Here is a 25,890-nt window from a genome sequence, read left to right as displayed (position 1 = left end):
CTCCCACAGATACCTCACTTTTCACAAGGGCAGTGAGGTACCTGTGGGAGCGGGCTTGCCCCGCGAAGAGGCCTAACCGGGAGCAAAGGATCAGCTGGTGATCAGCCGCTCCCGCAACTGGGTAATCTCGTCGCGCATTTGCGCTGCCGCCTCGAACTCCAGGTCCCGGGCGAACTGCATCATCTTCTCTTCCAGCTGCTTGATACGCTTGGTGATCTCGCCCGGCGTGCGCAGCTCGGCCTCGTAGCGGGCGCTCTCCTCCGCGGCCTTGGCCATACCCTTGCGCTTCTTGCTGCGCGAGCCAGGTACGGTAGCGCCTTCCATGATGTCGGTGATGTCCTTGACCACGCCCTTGGGCACGATACCGTTGGCCAGGTTGAAGGCAATCTGCTTCTCCCGGCGCCGCTCGGTCTCGTCGATGGCCCGCTGCATGGAGCCGGTCATCTGGTCGGCGTACAGGATGGCGCGACCATTGAGGTTACGCGCGGCCCGGCCAATGGTCTGGATCAGTGACCGCTCGGAACGCAGGAAGCCTTCCTTGTCGGCATCGAGAATCGCCACCAGCGACACCTCCGGCATGTCCAACCCCTCACGCAGCAGGTTGATGCCCACCAGCACATCGAAGGTGCCCAAGCGCAGGTCGCGGATGATTTCCACCCGTTCGACCGTGTCGATGTCCGAGTGCAGGTAACGCACCCGCACGTCGTGGTCGGCCAGGTAATCACTGAGGTCCTCGGCCATGCGCTTGGTCAGCGTGGTCGCCAGCACCCGCTCACCCGCATCGACACGCTTGCGGATCTCCGACAGCAGGTCGTCGACCTGGGTCAACGCCGGGCGTATCTCCACTTGCGGGTCGACCAGGCCGGTAGGCCGCACCACCTGCTCGACCACGCGGCCGGCATGTTCGGCCTCGTAGGGACCGGGGGTTGCGGAAACGAAAATGGTCTGCGGGCTGACCGACTCCCATTCATCGAAGCGCATGGGCCGGTTATCCAGCGCCGAAGGCAGGCGGAAGCCGTATTCCACCAAGGTTTCCTTGCGCGAGCGGTCGCCCTTGTACATGGCGCCAACCTGGGGGACGCTGACGTGCGACTCGTCGATCACCAGCAGCGCATCCGCGGGCAGGTAGTCGTAAAGGGTGGGTGGCGGCGCGCCGGAGGGGCGCCCGGACAGATAGCGCGAGTAGTTTTCGATACCGTTGCAGTAACCCAGCTCCAGGATCATCTCCAGGTCGAAGCGGGTGCGCTGCTCCAGCCGCTGCGCCTCCACCAGCTTGTTGCCCTTATGCAGGTATTCGAGCCGGTCCTTGAGCTCTTCCTTGATGCCTTCGACGGCGTCGAGCAGCGTCTCGCGCGGGGTCACGTAGTGGCTCTTGGGGTAGAACGTGAAGCGCGGCAGCTTGCGGAAGACCTCGCCCGTGAGCGGGTCGAAGGCAGCGATGTTCTCTACTTCGTCATCGAACAGCTCGATGCGGATGGCTTCAAGGTCGGATTCGGCCGGGAACACGTCGATCACGTCGCCGCGCACGCGGAAGGTGGCGCGGGCGAAATCCATCTCGTTGCGGGTGTACTGCAAGTCAGCCAGGCGGCGCAGCAAGGCGCGCTGGTCGAGTTTGTCGCCGCGGTCCACGTGCAGGACCATCTTCAGGTAGGTCTCGGGGCTGCCCAGGCCATAGATGCACGACACGGTGGTGACGATGATCGCGTCTCGCCGCTCCAGCAAGGCCTTGGTCGCCGACAGGCGCATCTGCTCGATGTGGTCGTTGATCGACGCATCTTTCTCGATGAAGGTATCGGACGACGGCACATAGGCTTCGGGCTGGTAGTAGTCGTAGTAGGAAACGAAATACTCGACCGCGTTGTTCGGGAAGAACGCCTTGAACTCGCCATACAGCTGCGCCGCCAGGGTCTTGTTCGGCGCCAGCACCAGGGTCGGGCGCTGCACCTGCTGGATGACGTTGGCGATGCTGAAGGTTTTGCCCGAGCCGGTCACGCCGAGCAGCGTCTGGTGCGAAAGCCCCGCCTCGATGCCTTCGACCATCTGGCGAATGGCTTCGGGCTGATCGCCGGCCGGCTGGAAACGGGTGACGAGCTGGAACTCGGACATGAGGGACCTCGCGGTGTCGCAGCAACTGTAAATTTAGCCAGTAGTCTATACCCAAATGCGCTCGCTCGGGGCCGGTTTCAAGCCCCAGGTGTGAACGCTTATTGCTGTGGACACGGCAATAAGACCAATGGTCAAAAAATATTTGCGTAAATGGCTGGAAAAGCTGCGCCAGAGTGTCGCAGTGACCGGTCGGTATCACTATACTGACTCCCCGTTTGTGCACCGCTTCAGTGCATTCGGCTGGAGCGTGTACGTCCTATCACTCTCCAATCAGAGCCAAGGTAACAATGAGCCTGTTTTCCGCTGTCGAGCTGGCACCCCGCGACCCTATTCTGGGCCTCAACGAAGCATTCAACGCCGATCCACGTACCGACAAGGTCAACCTGGGCGTGGGCGTCTACTGCAATGAGGAAGGCCGCATTCCGCTGCTGCGCGCCGTGATCGAAGCCGAGACCCAGCGTGCTGCCCAGCATGCCTCGCGCGGCTACTTGCCGATCGACGGTATCGCCACTTACGACCAGGCCGTGCAAAAACTGCTGTTCGGCGCCGAGTCGCCGCTGCTGGCCGCTGGCCGTGTCGTCACCGTGCAAGCCGTTGGCGGCACCGGTGCGCTGAAGATTGGCGCCGACTTCCTCAAGCGCCTGTCGCCCAATGCCGTGGTTGCCATCAGCGACCCAAGCTGGGAAAACCACCGCGCCCTGTTCGAGACCGCAGGCTTCCCGGTACAGAACTACCGCTATTACGACGCACCGAGCAACGACGTCAACCGCGCCGGCATGCTCGAAGACCTGAACAGCCTGCCGTCCGGCTCGATCGTCGTCCTGCACGCCTGCTGCCACAACCCGACCGGCGTCGACCTCACCCTGGACGACTGGAAAAACGTCCTGGAAGTGGTCAAGGCCAAAGGCCATGTGCCATTCCTCGACATGGCCTACCAGGGCTTTGGTGACGGCATCGCTGAAGACGCCTTCGCCGTGCGCCTGTTCGCCGAGTCGGGCCTGGACTTCTTTGTTTCCAGCTCGTTCTCCAAGTCGTTCTCGCTGTATGGCGAGCGCGTCGGTGCCCTGTCGATCGTGACCGGTTCCAAGGACGAAAGCACCCGCGTACTGTCCCAGGTCAAGCGCGTGATCCGCACCACCTACTCCAACCCGCCGACCCATGGCGCGACCATCGTCGCCACCGTGCTCAACAACGATGAGCTGCGTCAGATGTGGGAAGCGGAGCTGGGCGAAATGCGCCAGCGCATCCACGGCATGCGCAAGCAGATGGTCGAGCTGCTGGCCACCTACGGTGCCCAGCGCGACTTCAGCTTCGTCGGCCGCCAAGTGGGCATGTTCTCCTACTCCGGCCTGACCGTGGAGCAAGTAGCACGCCTGAAGAACGAGTTCGGCATCTACGCGCTGGACACTGGCCGCATCGCGGTTGCCGCACTGAATCAAAGCAACATCCACGTGGTCACCAAGGCTATCGTCGAAGTGCTGTAACTGCTTGATTCGGTTGTGATTTACCAGGGGGAAGCTTGACTTCCCTTTGGTGATCAGTAAGATATGCGCAGATTCCGCGATAGCTCAGTCGGTAGAGCAAATGACTGTTAATCATTGGGTCCCTGGTTCGAGTCCAGGTCGCGGAGCCAAACACTGAAAAGCCCCCGGGTGCGCAAGCAACCGGGGGCTTTTTCGTTGTATGGCTGGAATGTTGCGGCGCCTGGCAGACCGAGCGCCGCCAGCGCGGCGCTTCGCAGCACAAGGCTGCTCCTACATCGGCTCCGGGCCAGTTATTCCTGGAGACTTGGCGCATGCGGTCGCGCGCAAATGCCACAGGCGAGACTGGCCCGAAACGGATGTAGGAGCAGCCTTGTGCTGCGAAGCGCCGCGCGGGCGGCGCTCGGTCTTATTGACACCGCCATACTCAAGGCATGCGTATGCCAGCCACACAGGTCTCAGCCGGTACGCCCGATCGGATAGAACTCGCCTCGGCTCCATACCCCAAGCCACTCTTCACCGTCGATAATGCGCGGCACCGCCAGCTCGACCAGTTGGTAGAACACATTGCGATGAATAAGCGCCTCAAGGTTGCTGCGCATCAGCACGTAGGGAGATGGCTCTTGCGTGACAGGATCGAGCTCGACCCGCAATGGGTTATCCGGCCCCGCCTCGACCTGGTCGTCGACATTGCTGGTGAAGCGCAACACTTGCTGCTCGCCCTCGCCCTGCACCTCCAGAGTAACCGCGACAAAGGGCGCATCGTCGACACGGATGCCGACCTTCTCCACCGGGGTTATCAGGAAGTAGTCATCGCCGTCGCGGCGGATGATCGTGGAAAACAACCGCACCATCGGCTTGCGCCCGATCGGCGTGCCCAGGTAATACCAGGTACCGTCACGGGCGATGCGCATGTCGATGTCGCCGCAGAAGTCCGGGTTCCACAGGTGCACGGGCGGCAAACCCTTCGCCTTGGGGATTTGCGCCAGAAGGTCATTGGCCTTGCCGGAATCGCTCATCACGCTTGCCTCATTCGCTCATGCCCAGAAGGCTCCGAGCGTACTCGCGCATCGGCGCGGCAAGCAAATCTTCCGGCGTATTATCATGGAACGTCAACAAACCGCCACGGCTTTTGATGCGTGCGGTGTCGATCAAGTAGCGGGTATTGGTTTCGATCAGCATCATCTGCACCACCCCAGTGTCCCAGCCGAGGCGGTCGACAGCCTGCTCGTCATACCATTCGTCGCCGTTGCCGATGCGGTCATCGGTACGTGCGAAACGGGTGTACAGCACGTAGTCCGCGCCCACCGAGCGCGCCTGGGCGATAGCGTCCTCCAAGCCGAGTGGGCCTTGGGCGCGGCGTACCAGGGGGAAATACTCGACGAAGCTCTTGAAGGCCTGGTCGGCAACCACATTCTGGTGCGGTACTGGCCCTTTACCGGGCGGCACGAAGGCACCCTGACCAATGAAGATGAACGAGTCGGGCTGCAGGCGGATCGACAGGGTCCTGCGGGTATCGCTGTGATCGAGCAGACCGGCGTCGCTCATGTGGTAACGGACGCCTTCGCCCATATCGCTGACATTCATGCAGCCGCCCAACGCCATCAGCGCCAGCAGCAAGACCAGGCTACGCATCTTTCCTCCAGTGGCCGGCGACGAAAAACCGGCGAATAGCCGGCGGATGCAGCTTTTGCGCCAGACTCAGCCGCCAATCACCTTCATCACCGTAACACCCCCGGAAAACGCCACATCCTGCTTGTCTGCCAGGGCTTTGACCAGCAGCCGCTGCAAGGCAGGAAGCGCTTGATGACGCGGCTTTTCCAGCAGATCGCCGACAAAGTGGCGGTTGCTCGACGACAGGCAGCCATGCAGCCAACCCGTCGATGACAAACGTAGCCGTGAGCAACCGCGGCAAAACGGCACGCTCTCGTTGGCAATTACGCCAAAATGGCCTTTACCCGGGATCTGGTAACGCAGGGCCGTAGTATCCACCGGCACATCGACCTGCTCGAAGGCATGATTGGCACCAATCAGCCCGAGCAGCTGGTCGAGGCCCACGAACTGCTGCAAAAATGCGTTGCGATCACTGGCCAGGTGGCCCATGCGCATGAGCTCGATGAAGCGCAGCTCAAAACCCCGCTCGAGGCAGTAATCCAGCAGCGGCAACACCTGGTCGAGGTTTTGTCCACGCATCGGCACCATGTTCACTTTGATGCGCATGCCCTGCTCGCTGGCGCGCTGCATGCCTGCCAGCACACTGGCCAGGTCGCCACCGCGGGCGATGCGGCGAAACGCCAGCGGGTCGAGGGTATCGAGGGAAACATTCAAGCGGCGGATGCCGGCGGCATGAAGCGCTGGCAGCTTGCGCGCGAGCAACTGGCCATTGGTGGTCAGCGAGATATCGTCGAGGGGGAGTTTGGCAATGGCAGCCAGAAAGCCATCCAGCCGGGGGCTGACCAGCGGCTCGCCACCAGTAATGCGTAAACGCTCGATACCTGCGGCCTCGATGAGGTAAGCAACGCCCCGCGCCAGGGCTTGCGCCGACAGCTCGTCCTGCGCCGCCACTAGGCGTTTGCCATTGGGCACGCAGTAAGTGCACGCGTAGTTACAGGCAGCCGTCAGGCTGACACGCAGGTTGCGAAAACGCCTGCCTTGACGATCGACGATCATGGATGACTCCAGCATGGATGAAGCGGGGCCGGCAAAACCTGACTCATAAATCAGGTTTTTGCAAGCACCTTGTTCATGCTGGAGCCACCGGACCGGTCAGTGGGTGGGTTCCGGGTCGCGTTTGCGCTTGTTGCCCATGCGTACGCCGATGTCCATGAGGAACTGGAAGAAACCTTCCTGATCTTCAAGCACATTGCTCCAGAACGGCGAGTGGTACAGCGCCACGGCGCCATGTACCAAGGCCCAGGCCGCGCAGTAGTGGAAGTACGGCGGTACGTCTTCGAGCTTGCCTTCGCTGATACGGCCCTTGATCAACTGGGTGAGGCGATCGAAGTTGGAGGCGCGGATGCTATGCAACTGCTCGACCATCTCCGGCACCTGATTACCCTTGACCACCTTTTCTTCCAGGCGGTCGAACAGGCGATAGCGCTGCGGGTCGCGCATGCGGAACTCGAAGTAGGCGCGCGACAGGGCTTCCTTGTCACGGTCGACGTCGGCCGAATGCAACAGCTCGTTCAAATCACGCTCGTAGTCGAGCATCAGGCGCAGGTAGATCTCCGCCTTGGACTTGAAGTGCTTGTAGATCGTGCCTTTGCCGATACCTACCGCGTCAGCGATCATCTCGACGGTGACACTGTCTTCACCCTGTTCGAGAAACAGCTTGAGCGCGGTATCGAGGATTTCCTGTTCGCGACGGCGAAACTCACGGACCTTACGAGGTTCTTTCTGCATAGGAAGGACTGGATGACAATCGAAGCGGTTTATTATGCCTAACTTGCGGGAAATTGCACGGATCATCCAACCATGTCTATGTTTCACGATGAGTTCGACCATGCCCCCGGGCTGCGCTACCTGAACCACGCCGCCATCGCCCCCTGGCCACGGCGGGCTGCCGAGGCAGTGGCCCGCTTCGCCCGCGACAACGTTTGCCTAGGTGCCAGCGAGTACCCATCCTGGCTGGCCACCGAGCGACGCCTGCGCGCGCGGCTGGCGCGGCTTATTCATGCGCCCTCGCCTGGCGATATCGCCCTGGTGAAGAACACCTCCGAAGGGCTGTCGCTGGTCGCCTTTGGGCTGGACTGGGCAGCGGGCGACCAGGTGGTGATCAGCGACGAGGAGTTCCCTTCCAACCGCGTGGTGTGGGAGGCGTTGGCCGACCGTGGCGTGCAGGTGATTGAGGCCAACCTGGCCGGCCCAGACCCCGAAGCTACCTTGCTGACGGCCTGCGGCCCGCGCACCCGGTTATTGGCGGTCAGCGCGGTGCAGTTCGGCAGCGGCCTGCGCCTGGACCTGGCGCGCCTGGGTGAAGGTTGCCAGGCGCGTAATGTACTGTTCTGCATCGATGCCATTCAGCAGGTCGGCGCCCTGCCCTTCGACGTACAACGCTTTCAGTGTGATTTTGCCGTGGCCGATGGCCATAAATGGATGCTCGGCCCTGAGGGGCTGGGGATGTTCTATTGCCGCGCCGCGCTACGCCCGCAACTTGAACTCAATGCCTATGGCTGGCACATGCTGGAACACCTGGGCGACTTCGACCGACGCCAATGGCAGCCCGCACACAGCGCGCGGCGTTTCGAGTGTGGCAGCCCGAACATGCTCGGCGCCCATGCGCTGGAGGCAAGCCTGTCGCTCCTGGAGGAGGTCGGTATCGGCACGGTCGCGCAGCAATTGCAGCAGCGCGTGGCCCAGTTGTACGAAGGCTTGGCATCAGTGCCCGGTGTTGAACTGCACACCCCGGCTGACCCAGACCGACGAGCGGGCATCGTCACATTCAGTATCAAAGGGCAGGCCAGCGTGGACATCTACAAGGCCTTGATGGCCGAGCGCACAATTTGCGCTTTGCGCGGCGGCGGTGTGCGATTTTCACCGCATTTCTATACCAGTGAGCAGCTGATCGACGAAACTGTTCAGCAGGTGCGGCGCCTGGCCATGCACTGAGAGTGCAACGGAACGCGGGCGTATTCCAAATCTGTTTAAAAAACGACCAACAGCCACTGGCACTGCGCCAAACCTGACCAATACTTGAAGTGTTGGCGCGGCGCATCCCCCCCAAGTGGCGCGCCGATAAAGGTGCTCAGGGACCGCGTACCTTTGTTTTACTCCTAATGGTCTTAACCCGGATTCCCTCCCCCAGAACCCGGGTTTTTTTTTGCCTGTCGCGCTACCCGGCCACGCGAGCCAGCGGGAACAACCGCTTGAAGTTGGCGGTGGTCTGCTCCGCCAACTGCTCATAACTGGCCCCTCGCAACGAGGCGACATATTCGGCCACCTCACGCACATACTGCGGCAGGTTAGGCTTGCCCCGGTGCGGTATCGGTGCCAGGTATGGCGAATCGGTCTCCACCAGCAAGCGGTCGACAGGCACTTGGCGCGCCACCTCACGCAAGGCATCGGCATTGCGGAAGGTGACGATGCCCGACAACGAGATGTAGTAGCCCAGGTCCAGCGCCGCCTTGGCCATGTCCCAGTCTTCGGTGAAGCAGTGCAGCACACCGGCCTGGGGCAGGTTCGCCTCGCGCAGCAGCGCCAGGGTGTCGGCCCGTGCAGCACGGGTATGCACGATCACCGGCTTGCCGGTCTGGCGCGAGGCCTCCAGGTGCAGGCGAAACGATGCCTGCTGCAACTCGGCGGCTTCCGGCTCGTAGTGGTAGTCCAGGCCGGTTTCACCGATCGCTACCACATGCGGATGCGCCAACTCACGCAACAGCCACTCCAACGCCGGGGTTTCGCCCGGTGCCAGGTCGAGCGGGTGCACCCCCACCGAACAATCGACATCGGCGTACTGCTCACTCAGCGCTTTGACCGCACCAGCGTTCTCGGCGCTGACGCCAATGCACAGGAAGTGCCCCACCCCGCGCTCACGCGCGGCTTGCAGGGCGGCATCGAGGGAGCCCTGGTGGGCGCTCAGGTCAAGACGGTCAAGGTGGCAATGGGAATCTACGAGCATGGGATAACGGCACACATGAAAAAAGGGAAAGTCAGCGGGCGCCTGGCAACTGCTGCCAGTGCGCCAGCAGCGCTTCGAGCAACAGGGCGCGGTTCAAGTTAGCCTTGCCCAGCACCTTCTGGCGCTGCTCCAGGATCCACGCCTGCACCTGAAGCACGTTGGCCTGGCGGCTTTTTTGCGCCAGGTACTGCACAACCTTGCGCATATCGGCCAAGCCTAACCCTTCTTCGTCCTGGGTCAACTGATAGCGCAGGATCAGGTGCGACCAGTCGCAGAACCAGTCGAACAACAGCAACAACGGTACGCCATTCCAAGCCTCTGCCAACTGACTGGGCGATTGCTGCTGCTTGAGCAGTTTCTTCACCCCGTCGGTGACCAGTGCACGTTGCTCGCGCACGCCCTGCGCCTGCAAGCTCACCGCCATCAATGGCGAACCAGCGGCCAGGGTCAGCAACTCATCGCGCTCGGCTTCATCGCTGTCGGCCAGCGCATGGGCCAGCCAGGCTTGGCTCTGGGCCAGGCTGGGCTGCGGGCAGGCGACCTGCTGGCAGCGGCTCTTGATGGTTGGCAACAGGCGGCTGGGCTGGTGCGTGACCAACAGCAGAACGGTGTCGCCAGAGGGCTCTTCAAGGCTTTTGAGCAGGGCGTTGGACGCGTTGATGTTCATCGCCTCGACCGGCTCGATCAACACGACTTTGCGCCCACCCAACTGCGCAGTCTGCACCACGAAAGCCACCAACTCACGCACCTGGTCGACCTTGATCGGCTTGTCGGCCTCTTCGGGCTCCAGTACGTAGTTGTCCGGGTGGCTACCGGCCTTGAGCAGCAGGCAGGACTTGCAGCTACCACAGGCATCCAGGCCCTGCGGCTGCTGACACAGCAGGCGCGCCATCAGCCGCTCGGCCAGGGCCCGCTTGCCAATGCCCTGCGGCCCATGCAGCAGGTAGGCGTGGGCGTGCTGGCTGCGACCGGCCAGTTGCTGCCAGATGGCCTGCTGCCAGGGGTAGGCTTCAGCCACGGCAACGCTCCAGAATACCCGGTAGCAGCGCATCGATGGCGCGCTGCACGGCCTCCAGCGGTTGCGCGGCGTCCAGCAGGCTGTAGCGCTGCGGCTCACGATGGGCACGCTGCAGGTAGGCCTGGCGCACGGCCTCGAAGAACGCCTGGCCTTCCTGCTCGAAACGGTCCAGGCGGCCACGCGCTGCAGCGCGGGCGAGGCCGACTTCGACCGGCAGGTCGAATACGAGTGTCAGGTCAGGGCGCAGGTCGCCCTGGACGAATTGCTCCAAGGTGGCGATACGCTCGACGGATAACCCGCGACCACCACCCTGATAGGCGTAGGTGGCATCGGTAAACCGGTCACATAACACCACGGCGCCGCGGGCCAGCGCAGGACGGATCACCTGCGCCAGGTGCTGGGCGCGCGCGGCGAACACCAGCAACAGCTCGGTATCGGCCGCCATGGTTTCATCGCTGGGTGCCAGCAACAGTTCACGCACCTTCTCGGCCAGCGGCGTACCGCCCGGCTCGCGGGTCAGCAACACATCCAGACCTTGCTCGCGCAGGCGCGCCGCCAGGTATTCACGGTTGGTGCTTTTGCCCGCGCCTTCGGGGCCTTCCAGAGTAATAAACAAGCCGCTCACAGGCAGTCCTTAATGTTGTTCGTCAGGCGTCGGCGCAGTGGCCGGTGCATCGACGGGGGCAGGGTCGCTGGCCGGGGCGGCATCCTGCGCGGGCGCCTCAACGGGCTCAGGCTGCGCAGTCGGCTGGTCCGCTTTGGGCGTCTCGGGCTCCACGGCCTCCCCCGCTCCCGGCTGGGCCTGCGGAGCCGGGCTGGAGCGGTAATCCGCCCGCCGCTTGAGCTGGAACTCGCGCACCGCCGAGTTGTGATCGTCCAGGTCGTCGGAGAACACGTGGCTGCCATCGCCGCGAGCGACGAAATACAAGCTGGTGCCATCGGACGGATTGAGCGCAGCGTGAATCGCCTCACGGCCGACCATGGCGATAGGCGTCGGCGGCAGGCCGGTAATGGTGTAGGTGTTATAGGGCGTTGGCTCACGCAGGTCGGCACGGGTGATTCTGCCGTTGTAGCGCTCGCCCATGCCATAGATCACTGTCGGGTCGGTCTGCAGCATCATGCCCAGGCGCAAGCGCCGCACGAACACGCCGGCAATCTGCCCACGCTCTTGCGGGATGCCGGTTTCCTTCTCCACCAGCGAGGCCATGATCAGCGCCTGGTAGGGGTCGCGATAAGGCAGGTCGGTGGTGCGTTCCGACCACTCTTTGGCCAGCACTTCGTCCAGGCGCATGTAGGCTTGCTGCAACAATTCGATGTCGCTCATGCCACGCACGAAGCGATAGGTGTCCGGGAAGAAGCGGCCTTCAGGGAACACCCCGGTGTGGCCAAGCTTGTCCATGACCTCGGCGTCGGTCAGGCCGTCCAGCGTGTGCTTGAGCTTTTCGTGCTTGGCGATCGCCGAGCGTACCTGGCGGAAGGTCCAGCCTTCGACCAGGGTCAGGTTGTACTGCACGACATCGCCGCGGCGCCACGCATCGAACAACTGCTCGACCGTCATGCCCGGGGTCAGGCGGTACTCACCGGTGTGCAGGGGCGTACCGGCCATGTTGAAGCGCCAGTAAAGCCGCAGCCAGAAGGCGTCATCGAGCAACCCCTCGTTCTGCATGCGGTAGAACATGCGGTTGGGGTTGGTGCCATTGGGCACATCGAGCAGGCGCTCCTGCGTCACGTGCAAGGGCTGCTCCAGGACCGAGTTGACCTTCCAGGCCGACCAGCCGAATGCCAGGCCAGCCAGGATCAACCCCATTTCCAGCAGCAGCAGGAATTTGCGTCTCACGAATTCAGGTATCCAGTAACGTACGGGCAACGGCCTGCAGTTTACGGGTGAGTGGGCCTGGCGACCAGTTCAGCGCGGCAATTCCCCGTACGGGCCAGATCCCATAGACACTGTTGCAAACGAATACTTCATCCGCCTGCTGCAGTTCATCGAATGCCAGGTCACGAACCTGGACGGGAATGGCCAGCGCCTGGGCCTGCTGCAACAACGCGGCACGCATCACCCCAGCCACGCCGCATCGGCTGAGGTCTGCGGTCAGTAGCACGCCGTCACGCACCAGGAAAAGATTGCTGTACACCCCTTCGACCACCCTGCCCTGCCCATCTCGCATGAGGCCTTCGGCATGCTCGCTGTCCTGCCATTCGGCACGCGCCAGCACCTGCTCCAGGCGATTGAGGTGTTTGAGCCCGGCCAGCAGCGGTTGTTCCCCAAGCCGGGTCTGGCACGGGAACAAACGCACGCCACGCTCGGCATGCTCGACAGGATAGCTGGGCAGTGGGCTGCCCTGAAGGATGCGCCGTGGTGCGGCGCCGGCAACCGGGGCATAGCCGCGCTGGCTGTCGCCACGGGTCAGGATGAGTTTGGCGACGCCATCACCGAGCTGGCTGGCGTAACGCAGGAGCTCGTCTTCAACCAACGCCAGGTCGACGTCGATTGCCAGGCGCTGGCAACCCAGCGCCAAGCGTGCGAGGTGGCCCGCCAGCAAACTGGGCCGGCCACCGTGCACGGCGACGGTCTCGAACAGACCATCGCCGTATGCCAGGCCGCGGTTTTGCAGGTTGACTGCATCCGCCGGCTGGCCGTCGACCCAGCTGTGCATCAACCGGCGAACCGGCGGAACACCAGCGAGCCGTTGGTGCCACCAAAGCCGAACGAGTTGGACAGCACCACATCGATCGGCATGCTGCGCGCCTGGTGCGGCACGAAGTCCAGGTCACACCCTTCGTCCGGCTCGTCCAGGTTGATGGTCGGCGGCGCCATCTGGCTGTTGATCGCCAGCACGCTGAAGATCGCCTCCACCGCGCCAGCAGCACCCAGCAGGTGGCCAGTCATCGACTTGGTCGAGCTGACCGCGAGCTTGTAGGCATGCTCACCGAACACACGCTTGATCGCCGCCACTTCGGCGATATCGCCGGCCGGGGTCGAAGTGCCGTGGGCGTTGATGTAGCTGACCTCTTCAGGCTGGATACCCGCATCGCGCAGGGCATTGGCCATGCAACGGGCAGCGCCTTCGCCGGTATCGGGTGGCGAGGTCATGTGGTAAGCGTCGCCGCTCATGCCGAAACCGACCAGCTCAGCATAAATGGTCGCGCCTCGGGCCTTGGCGTGCTCGAGTTCTTCGAGCACCAGGGCACCGGCACCGTCAGACAGCACGAAACCATCACGGCCTTTGTCCCAAGGACGGCTGGCACGGCTTGGCTCATCGTTGCGGGTCGACAGCGCACGCGATGCGCCGAAGCCGCCCATGCCCAGGCCGCAGGCGGCCATTTCGGCACCACCGGCGATCATCACGTCGGCTTCGCCATAGGCAATGTTGCGCGCGGCCATGCCGATGCAGTGGGTGCCCGTGGTGCAGGCAGTGGCAATGGCGTAGTTCGGGCCCTGCAACCCCAGGTGGATCGACAGGAAACCGGAGATCATGTTGATGATCGAACCCGGCACGAAGAACGGCGAAATACGCCGCGGGCCCTGCTCGTGCAGGGTCCGGCTGGTTTCTTCGATGTTGGTCAGGCCACCAATGCCCGAACCCATGGCCACGCCAATGCGTTCACGGTTGCTGTCGTTGACCTCCAGGCCCGCATTACGCACGGCCTGGAACCCGGCCGCCAGGCCGTACTGGATGAACAGGTCAAGTTTGCGGGCCTCTTTGGCCGACAGGTACTGTTCGACCTCAAAGCCTTTCACCGAGCCGCCGAAACGGGTGGAGTAGGCAGACAGATCCGTATGCTCGATCGGACCGATGCCACTGCGGCCAGCCAGAATGCCCTGCCAGGTGCTCGGTACATCGGTACCCAGTGGCGACAGCATACCCATACCGGTGACCACGACGCGTCTACGCGACACAGTACTCTCCTTTTCTAATAACAGAGTCTCTTGGCATTGCATTCATGCGATGGAATGGAATGACAACAGGCTCTCGGTGCGCGGTGAACGATACCCTTGAGCTAAAGGCAGGGGGCTCGCAAAGAAAAAACCGCACGCCAGCAAAGGCAGTGCGGTTTTTCCCGACAAGAAGCGTCGACTACTGCGTCTTAGGCCTTGTGGCTGTTGACGTAGTCGATAGCGGCTTGAACGGTAGTGATCTTCTCGGCTTCTTCGTCAGGAATCTCGGTCTCGAATTCCTCTTCCAGAGCCATCACCAGCTCAACGGTGTCAAGCGAATCGGCACCCAGGTCATCGACGAAGGACTTCTCGTTGGTCACTTCCTCTTCCTTGACGCCCAGTTGCTCGGCGACGATTTTCTTGACGCGTTCTTCGATGGTGCTCATACCTAGTTTTCACTCCTAATGGACATATGTCAGGCAGCTGGCCGGTGACCAATTTTATAGAAAGACGTTCGCTTTTCAAGCTAAACGCACCTTCGGATTAGTCACCGCACCCGCTGCCTGGAATCTGGTTGCAGCTTTATAACGGATTTTAGGCTCGCAGTATGACTCTTTTTTTACGAAATCCGTCACATTGAGTTGCAGTTGTTACATGTACATCCCGCCGTTGACCGGCACAGTAGCGCCGGTTACATAGGCTGCGCCGTCGGAGGCCAGGAAGGAAACCACCTTGGCGATTTCCTCGGCCTGGCCCAGGCGGCCCAGCGGAATCTGGGTCTGCAGGGCTTCGCGCTGCGCTTCTGGCAGCTCGCGAGTCATGTCGGTGTCGATGAAGCCCGGGGTCACCGAGTTGACGGTGATACCACGCGAGCCCACTTCACGCGCCAGGGCGCGGCTGAAGCCTTCGAGGCCGGCCTTGGCCGCCGCGTAGTTGGCCTGACCGGCGTTGCCCATGGCACCGACAACCGAGCCGATGCTGATGATACGACCCCAACGCGCCTTGGTCATGCCGCGCAGCACGCCCTTGGACAGACGGTAGAGGCTGTTCAGGTTGGTGTCGATCACGTCGAACCACTCATCGTCCTTCATGCGCAGCATGAGGTTGTCGCGGGTGATGCCGGCGTTGTTGACCAGGATGGTCGGCGCACCAAACTCTGCGCTGATGGCACCCAGCACCGCTTCCACGGACTCGGCGCTGGTCACGTTCAGCTCCATGCCGGTGCCGGCGATGCCGTGCTCTTTGAGGGTGGCGGCAATGCGCTCGGCGCCGGAAGCCGACGTGGCGGTGCCGATCACGGTCGCGCCCTGGCGGCCCAGTTCGAGGGCAATGGCCTGGCCGATGCCACGGCTAGCGCCGGTGACCAGTGCAACTTTACCTTGCAGGCTCATGCAAGCTTCTCCAATTCAGGCCAGCGCCGCATGGGTGGCGGCGACGGCGTCAGGGGTATTGAGGTTGTAGGTGGTGACACCGTCGGCGCAACGCTTGTTGAGGCCGGCGAGGACCTTGCCCGGGCCGCACTCGACCAGGTTGACCGCGCCATTGGCGGCCAAGGTCTGCACGCACTCGACCCAGCGCACGGGCTGGTAAAGCTGTGCCAGCAGGTCATGCTTGAGTGCATCGAGGTCGGCGGCGATAGCGGCGGTGACGTTCTGCACCACCGGGATCTGCGGGGCCTTCCATTCGATGGCGTTGACCGATTCGGCAAAACGCTCGGCAGCCGGCTTCATCAAGGCGCAGTGCGACGGCACGCTGACCGCCAGCGGCAGGGCGCGCTTGGCACCGGCCTCTTTGCACAGCGCCATGGCACGGTCCACGGCAGCCTTGTTGCCCGCGATCACGACCTGGCCTGGCGAGTTGAAGTTCACCGCGCTGACCACTTCATCTTCGGCGGCCTTGGCACAAATATCGACCACCACGGCGTCGTCCAGGCCGAGAATCGCAGCCATGGCGCCGTGACCGGCAGGCACGGCCTCCTGCATCAGTTCGCCACGGCGCTTGACCAGCTTCACTGCATCTTTGAGCGAGAGGCTGCCAGCGGCAACCAAGGCGCTGTATTCACCCAAGCTGTGCCCGGAAACGAACGCCGGCTGCGCGCCGCCCTCTTCCAGCCACAGGCGCCACAGGGCGATCGAGGCAGTGAGGATGGCCGGCTGGGTCTTGTCGGTTTGGTTGAGTTGTTCTTCCGGGCCTTCCTGGACCAGCTTCCACAGGTCATAGCCCAGAGCCTCGGAGGCCTCCTTGAAGGTCTCAACGATCACCGGCTTTTCGGCGCCCAATTCCTTGAGCATGCCGAGCGACTGGGAACCTTGACCGGGAAAGACGAATGCGAGGGATGCAGACATTGAACAAGCCCTTATGATCTTGTCGTCGGATAGGGTGCGCCGGGCATCAGCCTGACGCGGAATCTGAAAACTTGGATGGAGACGCGGACCAAGCGGTCACATTTAAGCACTTCATCGGCGAATTGCCTAAGGCAACAGGTCTTCAAGGCGGCCATGCAGCCGCTGCGGCAGGTTTTCCTGAATCTCGATCAGCGCCCGCTGAATCGCACTCTGAAAGCCCTGCACCCCTGCCGAACCGTGACTCTTGATGACGATCCCCTGCAAACCCAGGAAACTCGCACCGTTGTGCCGCGCCGGTGCCAGGTCGGCCTGCAGGCGCTTGAGCAATGGCATGGCCAGCGCGCCGGCGGCGCGCGACAACACGCCACCCTTGAACAGCTTCTCGATGCGCGCAGCGATCATCGTCGCCAGGCCCTCGCTGGATTTGAGCAGGATGTTGCCGACAAAACCGTCACACACCACCACGTCAGCCTCGCCGCGATACAGGCCATCGCCTTCGACGAAGCCCACATAGTTAAGCCCACGGGCGTTCTGCAGCAAGGTGGCCGCCAGCTTGACCTGCTGGTTGCCTTTGATGTCCTCGGTGCCGATATTCAACAGCGCCACGCGCGGCCGATGCACACCCAGCGCCTGGGCGGCCACCGAGCCCATCACGGCGAACTGGAAGAGGTTCTCGGCACTGCAATCGACATTGGCGCCCAGGTCGAGCAACTGGCAGTACCCCGCCTGGGTCGGGATCGCCGCCACCATGGCTGGCCGATCGATACCCGGCAGGGTTTTGAGCACGAAACGCGACAACGCCATCAGCGCCCCGGTGTTGCCGGCACTCACGCAGGCCTGGGCCTTGCCGTCACGCACCAGTTCGAGCGCAATGCGCATCGACGAATCCGGTTTGCCACGCAACGCCTGGGATGGCCGCTCGTCCATGCCAATCACCTCGCTGGCCGCGACAATCTGCAGGCGCGCGCGATCCGCCGCCGCAAGGCCGCTGACAAGATCTTCAAGGAGGGAGGGTTGACCGACGAGGGTCAGGTGCAGCGAGGGAGTAGCCGAAAGGCAGGCAATGCTAGCCTGGACAATGCTGCGGGGACCGAAGTCCCCGCCCATTGCGTCGATCGCGATGATCTGAGCGGACAAGGATTACTCGTCAGCGCCCTTGTCGACCACTTTGCGACCACGGTATACGCCTTCTGGCGATACGTGGTGGCGCAGGTGAACTTCACCGGTGGTTTTCTCTACCGACAGCGCGTTTTCCGACAGAGCGTCGTGCGAACGGCGCATGTCACGGGCAGAGCGGGATTTTTTGTTCTGCTGAACAGCCATAATTGATTAACTCCTAAACGTTTGGGTCACGCTTTAACTGCGCCAAAACACTGAACGGGTTGGACCGCGATACCTCGTCCTTGCTCGAATCGGGCTCGTCTGCGCCCGCCGGCTGCTGGCATTCTTCCGGATGATGAGCAGGCACGATTGGCAAGGCGAGCAGAAGCTCCTCCTCGACCAGCGCCTGCAGATCCAATGGATCTTCGCCCAGTTCCAGCACGTCATAGCCTTTCGGCAACGACTGGGTATTCGCACCCTCCTTCACCACAGCGTAAGTACATTCGCTGTGGATCGGCAGGGTGACCAGCTCAAGACAACGCTGGCAAACCATCTTGACCTCGACGTCGAGCTCGCTGTGGATAACCACCACGTGCTGTTCATCTCGTTCAAAATTTAACTTCGCCTGCACCGTACCGACATTGTCGGAAAGCGGGTCGCAGAGTCTTTCCAAATCAGCGAGTTGCAGCGAACCGTTAAGGGTTACGCCACGATCGGCTAATTTGCGCGGGTCAACGTGAGGTGGAATCGGGTCATTCAACATAGGCGCAGCATTCTAGGGATGCCCCCCGCACCTGTCAAAGGAAATTAGGCGGCATGTTGCATGTTAGAATTGGTTCAACTGACCAGGAGTCTATCATGCTTCCCTTATTACTGGCTTCCAGCTCCCCTTATCGACGCGAACTGCTCGCCCGCCTGCGCCTGCCATTCACCTGCGCAAGCCCCGATATAGACGAGCAGCGACTGGGTGACGAGCCTGCCGTGGAGCTGGTACGGCGCCTGGCCAGGCAAAAGGCCGAAGCATTGGCGGGCAGCCACCCTGGGCACCTGATCATCGGCTCCGATCAGGTCGCTGTGCTGGGCGAACAGATCCTGGGCAAGCCACACACCTTCGCCCGCGCCTGCGAGCAACTGCTGGAGGCGAGTGGGCAGCAGGTGACCTTTCTGACCGGGCTGGCACTGCTGAACAGCGCCACGGGGCACTGCCAGGTCGATTGCGTGCCCTTTACCGTCACCATGCGTGAATTGGACCGCAAACGGGTCGAGCGCTATGTAACGGCAGAGCAGCCACTGGATTGCGCCGGGAGCTTCAAGGCGGAGGGACTGGGGGTGAGCCTGTTCCAAAGCACGCACGGGTGCGATGCGACCAGCCTGGTGGGGCTGCCGCTAATTCGGCTGGTGGATATGCTGATGAAGGAAGGGGTGGAGATACCTTAGGCTCAACCTTGTGGCGCCTGTGAGATCGAGCGCCGCGCGGGCGGCGCTTCGCAGCACAAGGCTGCTCCTACAGTTGTTTCGGGCCAATTATTCCTGGGGCATTTGCGCGCGACCCTTCTGGCACCCGCCTCAATATCGATTCATGCCATGCAGGAGCAGCCTTGCGCTGCGAAGCGCCGCGCGGGCGGCGCTCGATCAGGCACCAAAACAGCGAAGGCGAACCTTCAGCGCAACGACGGCCCCTGGAACCCCATATACATCGCCAGATGCTCCGCCACGCTGGCGCCCAGCCGCTTCGAGAAGCGATCAAACGGCGATTCCTCGACCGTGAAATCCACCAACTCCTTTTCGCCGACAATCTCCCGCGCGACATAGCTGGCACTGCCCAGGCCATCCACCAGCCCCAGCGCCTTGGCCTGCTCGCCGGTCCAGATCAGGCCACTGAACAGCTCCGGGTGCTCTTTGTCTTTCAGGCGGTCACCCCGCCCCTGCTTGACCATGGCGATGAACTGCTGGTGCGTGGTGTTCAGCACACCCTGCCAGAACGCCCGCTCTTCCGGCTTTTCTGGCGAGAACGGGTCCAGGAAGGCCTTGTGCTCGCCTGCAGTGTACGTGCGTCGTTCGACCCCAAGCTTCTCCATCGACCCGACAAACCCGTAACCCGCTGCCGTCACCCCGATGGAGCCGACCAGGCTAGCCTTGTCGGCATAGATCTCGTCCGCCGCACTGGCAATGTAGTAAGCACCGGAAGCGCCCAGGTCGGTAATTACCGCATACAGCTTGATGGCCGGGTATTCGGCACGCAGGCGACGAATCTCGTCATAGACATAACCCGCCTGCACCGGGCTGCCGCCTGGGCTGTTGATGCGCAGCACCACCGCCTTGGTCTTGGCGTCCTTGAACGCCTCACGCAGGCTCTTGACGAGGTTATCGGCACTGGCAGCCTCCTGGTCGGCGATCACGCCTCGCACTTCGATCAGCGCTGTATGGCTGGCACTGCGCGAAGCCGCCTTGTCCATGTCCATCAGCGGCGTGAACAGCACCAGCATGCCGAACAGGTAGACGAAGGTCAGCAGCTTGAAGAAGATCCCCCAGCGCCGTGCGCGACGCTGCTCCTGGACGCCCGCCAGCAGGGTCTTCTCCAACAGTTTCCAACTCTTGCGCTCTTCGCGCTCCTCGGGTTCGGACTCAGGGGCTTTCCATTCGTCTGCCATGCTTACCTGCCTTGGGCGTGAAATTACGCGGAACGGCCCAGCCACTCACGCAACTGGGAAAAATGATCGATGCACAGCTGCGGGCCGAATTCGGCCAATGCCTGCAACGACATTGCGCCATACCCGACAGCCACCGAATGCATGCCAGCATTGCTGGCCATCTGCAGGTCGAACGCCGAATCGCCAACCATCAGCGCACGTCCTGGTTCGACACCACAATGGCCGAGAATTTCCTCGAGCATCAGCGGGTGCGGCTTGCCACGGGTCTCGTCGGCAGCACGGGTGATGTCGAAGTACTGCTCCCAGCCATTGGCCTTGAGCACCCGATCCAGTCCGCGACGCGCCTTGCCGGTCGCCACCGCCAGGCGGTAACCCTCGGCACGGAAGGCATCCAGCGATTCGACCACGCCCTCGAACAACGGCGAGGGCTGCTGATCGAGCGCCATGTAGATGTCGGCATAATGCTGCCGGAAGCGCTCGAGCGCTGCCGGCGTCAGGTGCGGGTACAGGGTATGGATCGCCTCACCCAGGGCCAAGCCGATGATGCCCTTGACCGCCTCTTCGTGGCTTGGCGCCTCACCGGCACGCTCAGCGGCGGCATTCATGGCCTCGACGATGCGGCCAATGGAATCGGCCAGGGTGCCATCCCAGTCGAAAATCAGCAGTTCATACGGCTTTTTCATAGATCAGGACGCACTCAAACGCTCAACCGTCTTAGCCCACACCTCATCCACCGGCGCCTCGAGCTTGAGCTCACCGCCATCAGGCAGCGGCACAGTCAGGGCGTAGGCATGCAGGAACAAGCGCTTGCCGCCCAGCTCGCGGATTTCGCGGCTGAAGTCTTCATCGCCGTACTTGCTGTCGCCTGCGATCATGTGCCCGGCATGCAAGGTGTGCACACGAATCTGGTGAGTACGACCGGTGATCGGGCGCGCCTCGACAATGGTCGCGAACTCGCCAAAACGGCGCAGCACGCGGAACAGGGTCAGCGCTTCCTTGCCCTCGTCATTGACCTCGACCATACGCTCGCCAGAACGCAGGTTGCTCTTGAGCAACGGTGCGTTGACCTGCTTCTTGGCGGTCGGCCAATGGCCGCGCACCAAGGCCATGTAGCGCTTGTCGACACCGTCGCCACGCAACGCGGCATGCAGGTGGCGCAGCATGCTGCGCTTCTTGGCGATCATCAGCAGGCCGGACGTGTCGCGGTCCAGGCGGTGCACCAGTTCAAGCTCCTTGGCGTCCGGGCGCAGTTGGCGCAGCGCCTCGATCACACCGAAGCTCAGGCCACTGCCGCCATGCACGGCGATACCGGCCGGCTTGTTCATCACGATCAGCGCTTTGTCTTCATAGACAATCGCCGCTTCCAGGCGCTGCAACAGGCCTTGCGCCACCGGCGCAGGCGCATCACGCTCGGGCAAGCGGACGGGCGGCACCCGCACGATATCGCCAGCCTGAATCTTGTACTCAGGCTTGACCCGCCCCTTGTTGACCCGCACTTCACCCTTGCGCAGGATGCGGTAGACAAGCGTCTTGGGCACGCCCTTGAGGGCCGTGATGAGGAAATTGTCGATGCGTTGGCCGGCAAGCTCCGGCGCGACTTCGATCAGCTGAACGCCGGAAGTCGGAGGGGTATTGGTCGTCATCAAGGGATCATAACAATTTTTTATGGAATTGAAGCACTTAATCATTGCTGCTATAGTCGCGAACGCCGCCAAAAGCGGCAGGCCAGCGGCACCAGGCTCTTCGCCGGTCCCTGACCTTCGCAATTCTCCAGGACGCGAGGCCGTCCTACGGGGTTTTCGCCAGTTTACCGAATTGCCTGGAATCGCCACCAGCGCTGTGTAGAGAAGACCGAAAAAAAACGACAAGTGCGGTGTTTCACCTGCTTACCCGATTCTTTTCGCTGCACCTCTGCCCGCCTCGTCGCTTCCACGCAACGCACGGCGAATGCTTCGGAAATACCTGCCTTGGACATGAATGGCGCCAGCGCGGAACCCGCGCTGGCGAAAAATGCAACCCGTTGCGGATTCAGCGCGCGGCAGCACCCGAATTATCAGGGATACGTGCAGGGTGGAGATGCACAGCCCTCGGACCGTGTAGCACCGCGTCCGGCCACCGGCCCACTGACATGGGCGGCGAGCGGATAAGGTCCTGAAACAGATGCCTCCGGGCGTCCACGGCTGAAGGTTGATTCCTCCTCCTGACTGAGTGCACTTGGCCCGCTGGGTTGATTCGGATACCTATTCGAAAGCCACAAGGGCCTGGTAGGCACCGCAGCAAACAGGACGCGTCGTCGTGACAACGGCAGGCTGGGCAACCGGCTGGTGCCGAACGTCGCTCGACACGGGGGTGGCCCGCCACCCTTTGCGCACCTTGGCACCGACCATGAGACGTCGTGTGTGCCGAACGCCGTTTCCGGCAGCCCGGAAACCGACGGTACAACATGAAAAGAATGCTGATTAACGCAACTCAACCCGAAGAGTTGCGTGTAGCCCTGGTGGACGGCCAACGCCTCTACGACCTGGACATCGAGTCCGGCGCCCGTGAGCAGAAAAAGGCCAACATCTACAAAGGCAAGATCACCCGCATCGAACCTAGCCTCGAAGCCGCCTTCGTCGACTTCGGCTCCGAACGTCACGGCTTCCTGCCGCTGAAAGAAATCTCCCGCGAGTACTTCAAGAAGGCCCCCGAAGGCCGCGTCAACATCAAGGACGTCCTCAGCGAAGGCCAGGAAGTCATCGTCCAGGTCGAGAAGGAAGAGCGCGGCAACAAAGGCGCCGCCCTCACCACCTTCATCAGCCTGGCCGGCCGCTACCTGGTGCTGATGCCCAACAACCCACGCGCTGGCGGCATCTCCCGCCGCATCGAAGGCGAAGAGCGCAACGAGCTGCGCGAAGCCCTGAACGGCCTGACCGTGCCGGGCGACATGGGCCTGATCGTGCGCACTGCCGGCCTTGGCCGCAGCAGCGAAGAAATGCAATGGGACCTCGACTACCTGCTGCAGCTGTGGACCGCCATCAAGGAAGCCTCCCTTGACCGCGCCGCGCCATTCCTGATCTACCAGGAAAGCAACGTCATCATCCGCGCCATCCGCGACTACCTGCGCCAGGACATCGGCGAAGTGCTGATCGACAGCATGGACGCTCAGGAAGAAGCCCTGACCTTCATCCGCCAGGTGATGCCGCAGTACGCCAGCAAGGTCAAGCTGTACGAAGACAGCGTCCCGCTGTTCAACCGCTTCCAGATCGAAAGCCAGATCGAGACCGCCTTCCAGCGTGTTGTCGACCTGCCGTCCGGCGGTTCGATCGTGATCGACCCGACCGAGGCCCTGGTCTCCATCGACATCAACTCGGCGCGCGCCACCAAAGGCAGCGACATCGAGGAAACCGCCCTGCAGACCAACCTGGAAGCGGCCGAAGAAATCGCCCGCCAACTGCGTCTGCGTGATATCGGCGGCCTGATCGTCATCGACTTCATCGACATGACCCCGGCCAAGAACCAGCGCGCCGTCGAAGAGCGTGTGCGTGAGTGCCTTGAGGCCGACCGCGCCCGCGTTCAGGTTGGCCGCATCTCGCGCTTCGGCCTGCTGGAAATGTCCCGTCAGCGCCTGCGCCCATCGCTGGGCGAAAGCAGCGGAATCGTCTGCCCACGCTGCTCGGGTACCGGCATTATCCGTGACGTCGAATCGCTGTCGCTGGCCATCCTGCGCCTGATCGAGGAAGAAGCGCTGAAGGACCGCACTGCCGAAGTGCGCGCCCAGGTGCCGATCCCGGTCGCTGCGTTCCTGCTGAACGAGAAACGCAACTCGATCACCAAGATCGAACTGCGCACCCGCGCACGCATCATCATCCTGCCGAACGATCACCTGGAAACCCCGCACTTCGAAGTCCAGCGCCTGCGCGACGACAACCCTGAAGTGCTGAACAACCTGTCCAGCTACGAGATCGCTGCCACCGAAACCGAAGAAGCGCCGCAGCCGACCGCCACCCGTACCCTGGTTCGCCAGGAAGCCGCGGTGAAGACTGCCCCGGCCCGCGCCAACGCGCCGGTGCCGAGCACTGTCGAAGAGCCGCAGCAGCCTGCCGCACCGGTAGCCCCAGCGCCAAGCGCCCCAGAGCCAAGCCTGTTCAAAGGCCTGGTCAAGTCGCTGGTCAGCCTGTTCGCCGGCAAGGACGAACCGGTCGCCGCACCGGCCGTCACAGCCGAAAAACCAGCTGCTGAACGCACCCCACGCAACGAAGAGCGTCGCAACGGCCGCCAGCAGACCCGCAACCGTAACGGCCGTCGCGACGAAGAGCGCAAGCCACGCGAAGAGCGTGCCGAGCGCGCACCACGCGAAGAGCGTCAGCCTCGCGAAGAACGCGCACCACGTGAAGAACGTGCCCCGCGTGAAGAACGTGCACCGCGCGAAGAGCGCCAACCACGTCAGCCTCGCGAAGACCGTCGTGGCAACCGCGAAGAACGCCCGGTACGCGAACTGCGCGAGCCGCTGGAAGCCACGCCAGCACCCGCTGCCCGTGAAGAGCGCCAGCCACGCGAAGAGCGTGTAGCCCGTGAAGAGCGCGCCCCACGCGAAGAGCGTGCACCGCGTGAAGAACGTGCCCCTCGCGAAGAGCGCGCGCCACGTGAAGAACGTGCTCCGCGTGAAGAGCGTGCCCCGCGTGAAGAACGTGCCCCTCGCGAAGAACGCGCCCCACGTGAAGAGCGCGCCCCACGCCCACCGCGTGAAGAGCGCCAGCCACGTGCCAGCGAAGAAGCCACCGAGCAGGCTGCAGAGCTTGCCGAAGAGCAACTGCCGAACGAAGAGCTGCTGCAAGACGAGCAGGAAGGCGCCGATGGCGAGCGTCCGCGCCGCCGTTCCCGCGGCCAGCGTCGTCGCAGCAACCGTCGCGAGCGTCAGCGCAATGCCAACGGTGAGCTGATCGAAGGCAGCGAAGACGACGGCAGCGAAGAGCAGCCACAACAGCACCAGGCCAGCGAGCTGGGTGCCGAACTGGCTGCCGGCCTGGCTGTGACCGCGGCTGTTGCCAGTAGCAGCATCAGTGCCGATGCCGAAGCCCAAGCCAACCAGCAGGCCGAGCGCGCCACCGCTGAAGTCGCCGAAACCGACACCCGCGAAGTCGCCAAGCCCGCCGAGCAGGTCGAAGCCGTTGCACAGGCCGAGGAAGTCGCCATTGCTCCGGTGGTCGAACAACCTGTCAGCGAACCCGTAGTAGTGGAAGCGACTGCCGAACCTGTGGTTGAAGTTGCGCCACAGCCGGTCGTGGAAGAAGCCCCTGCGGCCGAACCTGCAGTGGTTGCCGAAGCCCCAGCGGAAGCTGCAGCGGTCGAAGCCGGTGAAATCGAAAAGGCCCCGGCCTTCATCGAGCAAGCACCGGTCATCGAAGCACCTGCTCCGCTTGCCGAAGCCCAGCCTGAAGTGGTCGTTGAGCCTGCTCCAGTTGCGGTAGAGCCTGCACCGGTCGAAGCACCTGCGGCGGTCGAAACCGCCACTGTGATGCTGGCAAACGGCCGCGCGCCTAACGACCCACGTGAAGTGCGTCGCCGCAAGCGTGAAGCCGAGGCTGCTGCCAAAGCTGCGCAAGAAGCTGCTGCATCGACGCAGGAAACTGCCCTGGAAACCGCTGATGAGCACAAACCTCATCACGGCTGATAGCCAAGGCTGAATGAAAAAGCCCCGCCAGTGCGAAC

Annotated in this window: 24 protein-coding genes and 1 tRNA gene; 5 read left to right on the top strand and 20 right to left on the bottom strand. The window is 62.6% G+C overall.

Annotated features, from left to right (window positions below; genetic code table 11):
* Positions 1-90: 90 nt before the first annotated feature.
* The gene (gene uvrB / locus OO306_RS07220) at positions 91-2,106 is read right to left on the bottom strand and encodes an excinuclease ABC subunit UvrB (protein WP_027596093.1); all 2,016 of its coding nucleotides are present in this window, start codon (positions 2,104-2,106) and stop codon (positions 91-93) included.
* Between the two features lie 287 nt (positions 2,107-2,393).
* Between uvrB and OO306_RS07215 the strand changes: the two genes are divergently transcribed.
* On the top strand, positions 2,394-3,590 hold the full coding sequence (locus OO306_RS07215) for an amino acid aminotransferase (RefSeq protein ID WP_027596092.1): 1,197 nt from the start codon (positions 2,394-2,396) through the stop codon (positions 3,588-3,590).
* A gap of 73 nt (positions 3,591-3,663) precedes the next feature.
* A tRNA-Asn gene (locus tag OO306_RS07210) sits at positions 3,664-3,739 on the top strand.
* Positions 3,740-4,045: 306 nt separating this feature from the next.
* On the opposite strand, the gene OO306_RS07205 is transcribed toward OO306_RS07210, so the two are convergent.
* The 4 genes from OO306_RS07205 to OO306_RS07190 all read right to left on the bottom strand — a co-directional run bounded on the left by OO306_RS07205 (position 4,046) and on the right by OO306_RS07190 (position 6,989).
* Positions 4,046-4,606, bottom strand: a complete 561-nt coding sequence (locus OO306_RS07205; RefSeq protein ID WP_265968202.1) for a DUF1285 domain-containing protein — start codon at positions 4,604-4,606, stop codon at positions 4,046-4,048.
* A gap of 10 nt (positions 4,607-4,616) precedes the next feature.
* Complete coding sequence (locus OO306_RS07200) at positions 4,617-5,222, bottom strand: DUF4823 domain-containing protein (protein ID WP_027596090.1); 606 nt, start codon at positions 5,220-5,222, stop codon at positions 4,617-4,619.
* A gap of 66 nt (positions 5,223-5,288) precedes the next feature.
* A complete protein-coding gene (locus OO306_RS07195; RefSeq protein WP_265968201.1) occupies positions 5,289-6,257 on the bottom strand; it encodes a GTP 3',8-cyclase MoaA in 969 nt (322 codons plus the stop codon).
* Positions 6,258-6,353: 96 nt separating this feature from the next.
* Positions 6,354-6,989, bottom strand: coding sequence for a TetR/AcrR family transcriptional regulator (locus OO306_RS07190; RefSeq protein ID WP_027596088.1), 636 nt, complete (start codon positions 6,987-6,989; stop codon positions 6,354-6,356).
* A 72-nt stretch (positions 6,990-7,061) separates the two neighbouring features.
* On the opposite strand from OO306_RS07190, the gene OO306_RS07185 reads away from it, so the two are divergent.
* The gene (locus OO306_RS07185) at positions 7,062-8,195 is read left to right on the top strand and encodes an aminotransferase class V-fold PLP-dependent enzyme (RefSeq protein ID WP_265968200.1); all 1,134 of its coding nucleotides are present in this window, start codon (positions 7,062-7,064) and stop codon (positions 8,193-8,195) included.
* Positions 8,196-8,418: 223 nt separating this feature from the next.
* Here the strand turns inward: OO306_RS07185 and OO306_RS07180 are convergent, their stop codons facing one another.
* From OO306_RS07180 to OO306_RS07125, 12 genes are all read right to left on the bottom strand, one after another.
* Complete coding sequence (locus OO306_RS07180; RefSeq protein WP_027596086.1) at positions 8,419-9,204, bottom strand: TatD family hydrolase; 786 nt, start codon at positions 9,202-9,204, stop codon at positions 8,419-8,421.
* Between the two features lie 31 nt (positions 9,205-9,235).
* Positions 9,236-10,222: a DNA polymerase III subunit delta' gene (locus OO306_RS07175; protein WP_099453311.1), complete on the bottom strand. Its 987-nt coding sequence runs from the start codon at positions 10,220-10,222 to the stop codon at positions 9,236-9,238.
* On the bottom strand, positions 10,215-10,847 hold the full coding sequence (gene tmk / locus OO306_RS07170) for a dTMP kinase (protein ID WP_099430108.1): 633 nt from the start codon (positions 10,845-10,847) through the stop codon (positions 10,215-10,217). Before tmk ends, OO306_RS07175 begins: the two co-directional genes overlap by 8 nt.
* 9 nt (positions 10,848-10,856) lie before the next feature.
* Positions 10,857-12,059: an endolytic transglycosylase MltG gene (mltG, locus tag OO306_RS07165; RefSeq protein ID WP_265968199.1), complete on the bottom strand. Its 1,203-nt coding sequence runs from the start codon at positions 12,057-12,059 to the stop codon at positions 10,857-10,859.
* A 4-nt stretch (positions 12,060-12,063) separates the two neighbouring features.
* The gene (pabC, locus tag OO306_RS07160; protein WP_265968198.1) at positions 12,064-12,879 is read right to left on the bottom strand and encodes an aminodeoxychorismate lyase; all 816 of its coding nucleotides are present in this window, start codon (positions 12,877-12,879) and stop codon (positions 12,064-12,066) included.
* Positions 12,879-14,123, bottom strand: coding sequence for a beta-ketoacyl-ACP synthase II (gene fabF, locus OO306_RS07155; protein ID WP_027596081.1), 1,245 nt, complete (start codon positions 14,121-14,123; stop codon positions 12,879-12,881). Before fabF ends, pabC begins: the two co-directional genes overlap by 1 nt.
* Positions 14,124-14,311: 188 nt before the next feature.
* Positions 14,312-14,548, bottom strand: coding sequence for an acyl carrier protein (acpP, locus tag OO306_RS07150; protein WP_008096410.1), 237 nt, complete (start codon positions 14,546-14,548; stop codon positions 14,312-14,314).
* Positions 14,549-14,752: 204 nt separating this feature from the next.
* Positions 14,753-15,493 (bottom strand): 3-oxoacyl-ACP reductase FabG, encoded by a 741-nt coding sequence (fabG, locus tag OO306_RS07145; RefSeq protein WP_265968197.1) that lies wholly within the window; start codon positions 15,491-15,493, stop codon positions 14,753-14,755.
* A 15-nt stretch (positions 15,494-15,508) separates the two neighbouring features.
* Positions 15,509-16,447 carry an ACP S-malonyltransferase gene (fabD, locus tag OO306_RS07140; protein WP_265968196.1) on the bottom strand — a complete coding sequence of 313 codons (939 nt, stop codon included), beginning with the start codon at positions 16,445-16,447 and terminating at the stop codon, positions 15,509-15,511.
* A gap of 126 nt (positions 16,448-16,573) precedes the next feature.
* The gene (gene plsX / locus OO306_RS07135) at positions 16,574-17,584 is read right to left on the bottom strand and encodes a phosphate acyltransferase PlsX (protein ID WP_099430112.1); all 1,011 of its coding nucleotides are present in this window, start codon (positions 17,582-17,584) and stop codon (positions 16,574-16,576) included.
* Positions 17,585-17,587: 3 nt separating this feature from the next.
* Positions 17,588-17,770: a 50S ribosomal protein L32 gene (rpmF, locus tag OO306_RS07130; protein ID WP_003247154.1), complete on the bottom strand. Its 183-nt coding sequence runs from the start codon at positions 17,768-17,770 to the stop codon at positions 17,588-17,590.
* 13 nt (positions 17,771-17,783) lie between these two features.
* Positions 17,784-18,311: a YceD family protein gene (locus OO306_RS07125; RefSeq protein WP_027596077.1), complete on the bottom strand. Its 528-nt coding sequence runs from the start codon at positions 18,309-18,311 to the stop codon at positions 17,784-17,786.
* A 95-nt stretch (positions 18,312-18,406) separates the two neighbouring features.
* On the opposite strand from OO306_RS07125, the gene OO306_RS07120 reads away from it, so the two are divergent.
* Positions 18,407-18,985, top strand: a complete 579-nt coding sequence (locus OO306_RS07120; protein WP_265968195.1) for a nucleoside triphosphate pyrophosphatase — start codon at positions 18,407-18,409, stop codon at positions 18,983-18,985.
* 224 nt (positions 18,986-19,209) lie between these two features.
* Here the strand turns inward: OO306_RS07120 and sppA are convergent, their stop codons facing one another.
* From sppA to rluC, 3 genes are read right to left on the bottom strand one after another with little or no spacing between them, the layout of a single operon-like run.
* Complete coding sequence (gene sppA, locus OO306_RS07115) at positions 19,210-20,199, bottom strand: signal peptide peptidase SppA (protein WP_027596075.1); 990 nt, start codon at positions 20,197-20,199, stop codon at positions 19,210-19,212.
* 23 nt (positions 20,200-20,222) lie between these two features.
* Entirely contained in the window at positions 20,223-20,882 is a 660-nt protein-coding gene (locus tag OO306_RS07110) for an HAD family hydrolase (protein WP_265968194.1), read from the bottom strand.
* 3 nt (positions 20,883-20,885) lie between these two features.
* The gene (rluC, locus tag OO306_RS07105; RefSeq protein WP_027596073.1) at positions 20,886-21,842 is read right to left on the bottom strand and encodes a 23S rRNA pseudouridine(955/2504/2580) synthase RluC; all 957 of its coding nucleotides are present in this window, start codon (positions 21,840-21,842) and stop codon (positions 20,886-20,888) included.
* Between the two features lie 800 nt (positions 21,843-22,642).
* Here rluC and rne point away from each other — a divergent pair.
* Entirely contained in the window at positions 22,643-25,852 is a 3,210-nt protein-coding gene (gene rne / locus OO306_RS07100) for a ribonuclease E (RefSeq protein ID WP_265968193.1), read from the top strand.
* The last annotated feature ends 38 nt before the right edge of the window (positions 25,853-25,890 follow it).

Origin of the sequence: Pseudomonas sp. DCB_AW, from assembly GCF_026240895.1 — a bacterium.
In the GTDB taxonomy this organism is placed as follows: Bacteria; Pseudomonadota; Gammaproteobacteria; order Pseudomonadales; family Pseudomonadaceae; genus Aquipseudomonas; species Aquipseudomonas kermanshahensis.
The sequence above is the reverse complement of the archived record's forward strand: the minus strand, read 5'-3'. Positions and strand labels throughout refer to the sequence as shown.

Coding starts and splice junctions, on each gene's coding strand:
- fabD (WP_265968196.1), bottom strand. CDS start 16,447: ATGTCTGCATCCCTCGCATTCGTCTTTCCCGGTCAAGGTTCCCAGTCG.
- OO306_RS07195 (WP_265968201.1), bottom strand. CDS start 6,257: ATGATCGTCGATCGTCAAGGCAGGCGTTTTCGCAACCTGCGTGTCAGC.
- OO306_RS07110 (WP_265968194.1), bottom strand. CDS start 20,882: ATGAAAAAGCCGTATGAACTGCTGATTTTCGACTGGGATGGCACCCTG.
- fabG (WP_265968197.1), bottom strand. CDS start 15,493: ATGAGCCTGCAAGGTAAAGTTGCACTGGTCACCGGCGCTAGCCGTGGC.
- OO306_RS07205 (WP_265968202.1), bottom strand. CDS start 4,606: ATGAGCGATTCCGGCAAGGCCAATGACCTTCTGGCGCAAATCCCCAAG.
- OO306_RS07125 (WP_027596077.1), bottom strand. CDS start 18,311: ATGTTGAATGACCCGATTCCACCTCACGTTGACCCGCGCAAATTAGCC.
- OO306_RS07180 (WP_027596086.1), bottom strand. CDS start 9,204: ATGCTCGTAGATTCCCATTGCCACCTTGACCGTCTTGACCTGAGCGCC.
- OO306_RS07190 (WP_027596088.1), bottom strand. CDS start 6,989: ATGCAGAAAGAACCTCGTAAGGTCCGTGAGTTTCGCCGTCGCGAACAG.
- rne (WP_265968193.1), top strand. CDS start 22,643: ATGAAAAGAATGCTGATTAACGCAACTCAACCCGAAGAGTTGCGTGTA.
- OO306_RS07185 (WP_265968200.1), top strand. CDS start 7,062: ATGTCTATGTTTCACGATGAGTTCGACCATGCCCCCGGGCTGCGCTAC.
- OO306_RS07200 (WP_027596090.1), bottom strand. CDS start 5,222: ATGCGTAGCCTGGTCTTGCTGCTGGCGCTGATGGCGTTGGGCGGCTGC.
- acpP (WP_008096410.1), bottom strand. CDS start 14,548: ATGAGCACCATCGAAGAACGCGTCAAGAAAATCGTCGCCGAGCAACTG.
- OO306_RS07120 (WP_265968195.1), top strand. CDS start 18,407: ATGCTTCCCTTATTACTGGCTTCCAGCTCCCCTTATCGACGCGAACTG.
- sppA (WP_027596075.1), bottom strand. CDS start 20,199: ATGGCAGACGAATGGAAAGCCCCTGAGTCCGAACCCGAGGAGCGCGAA.
- pabC (WP_265968198.1), bottom strand. CDS start 12,879: ATGCACAGCTGGGTCGACGGCCAGCCGGCGGATGCAGTCAACCTGCAA.
- uvrB (WP_027596093.1), bottom strand. CDS start 2,106: ATGTCCGAGTTCCAGCTCGTCACCCGTTTCCAGCCGGCCGGCGATCAG.
- rpmF (WP_003247154.1), bottom strand. CDS start 17,770: ATGGCTGTTCAGCAGAACAAAAAATCCCGCTCTGCCCGTGACATGCGC.
- rluC (WP_027596073.1), bottom strand. CDS start 21,842: ATGACGACCAATACCCCTCCGACTTCCGGCGTTCAGCTGATCGAAGTC.
- OO306_RS07215 (WP_027596092.1), top strand. CDS start 2,394: ATGAGCCTGTTTTCCGCTGTCGAGCTGGCACCCCGCGACCCTATTCTG.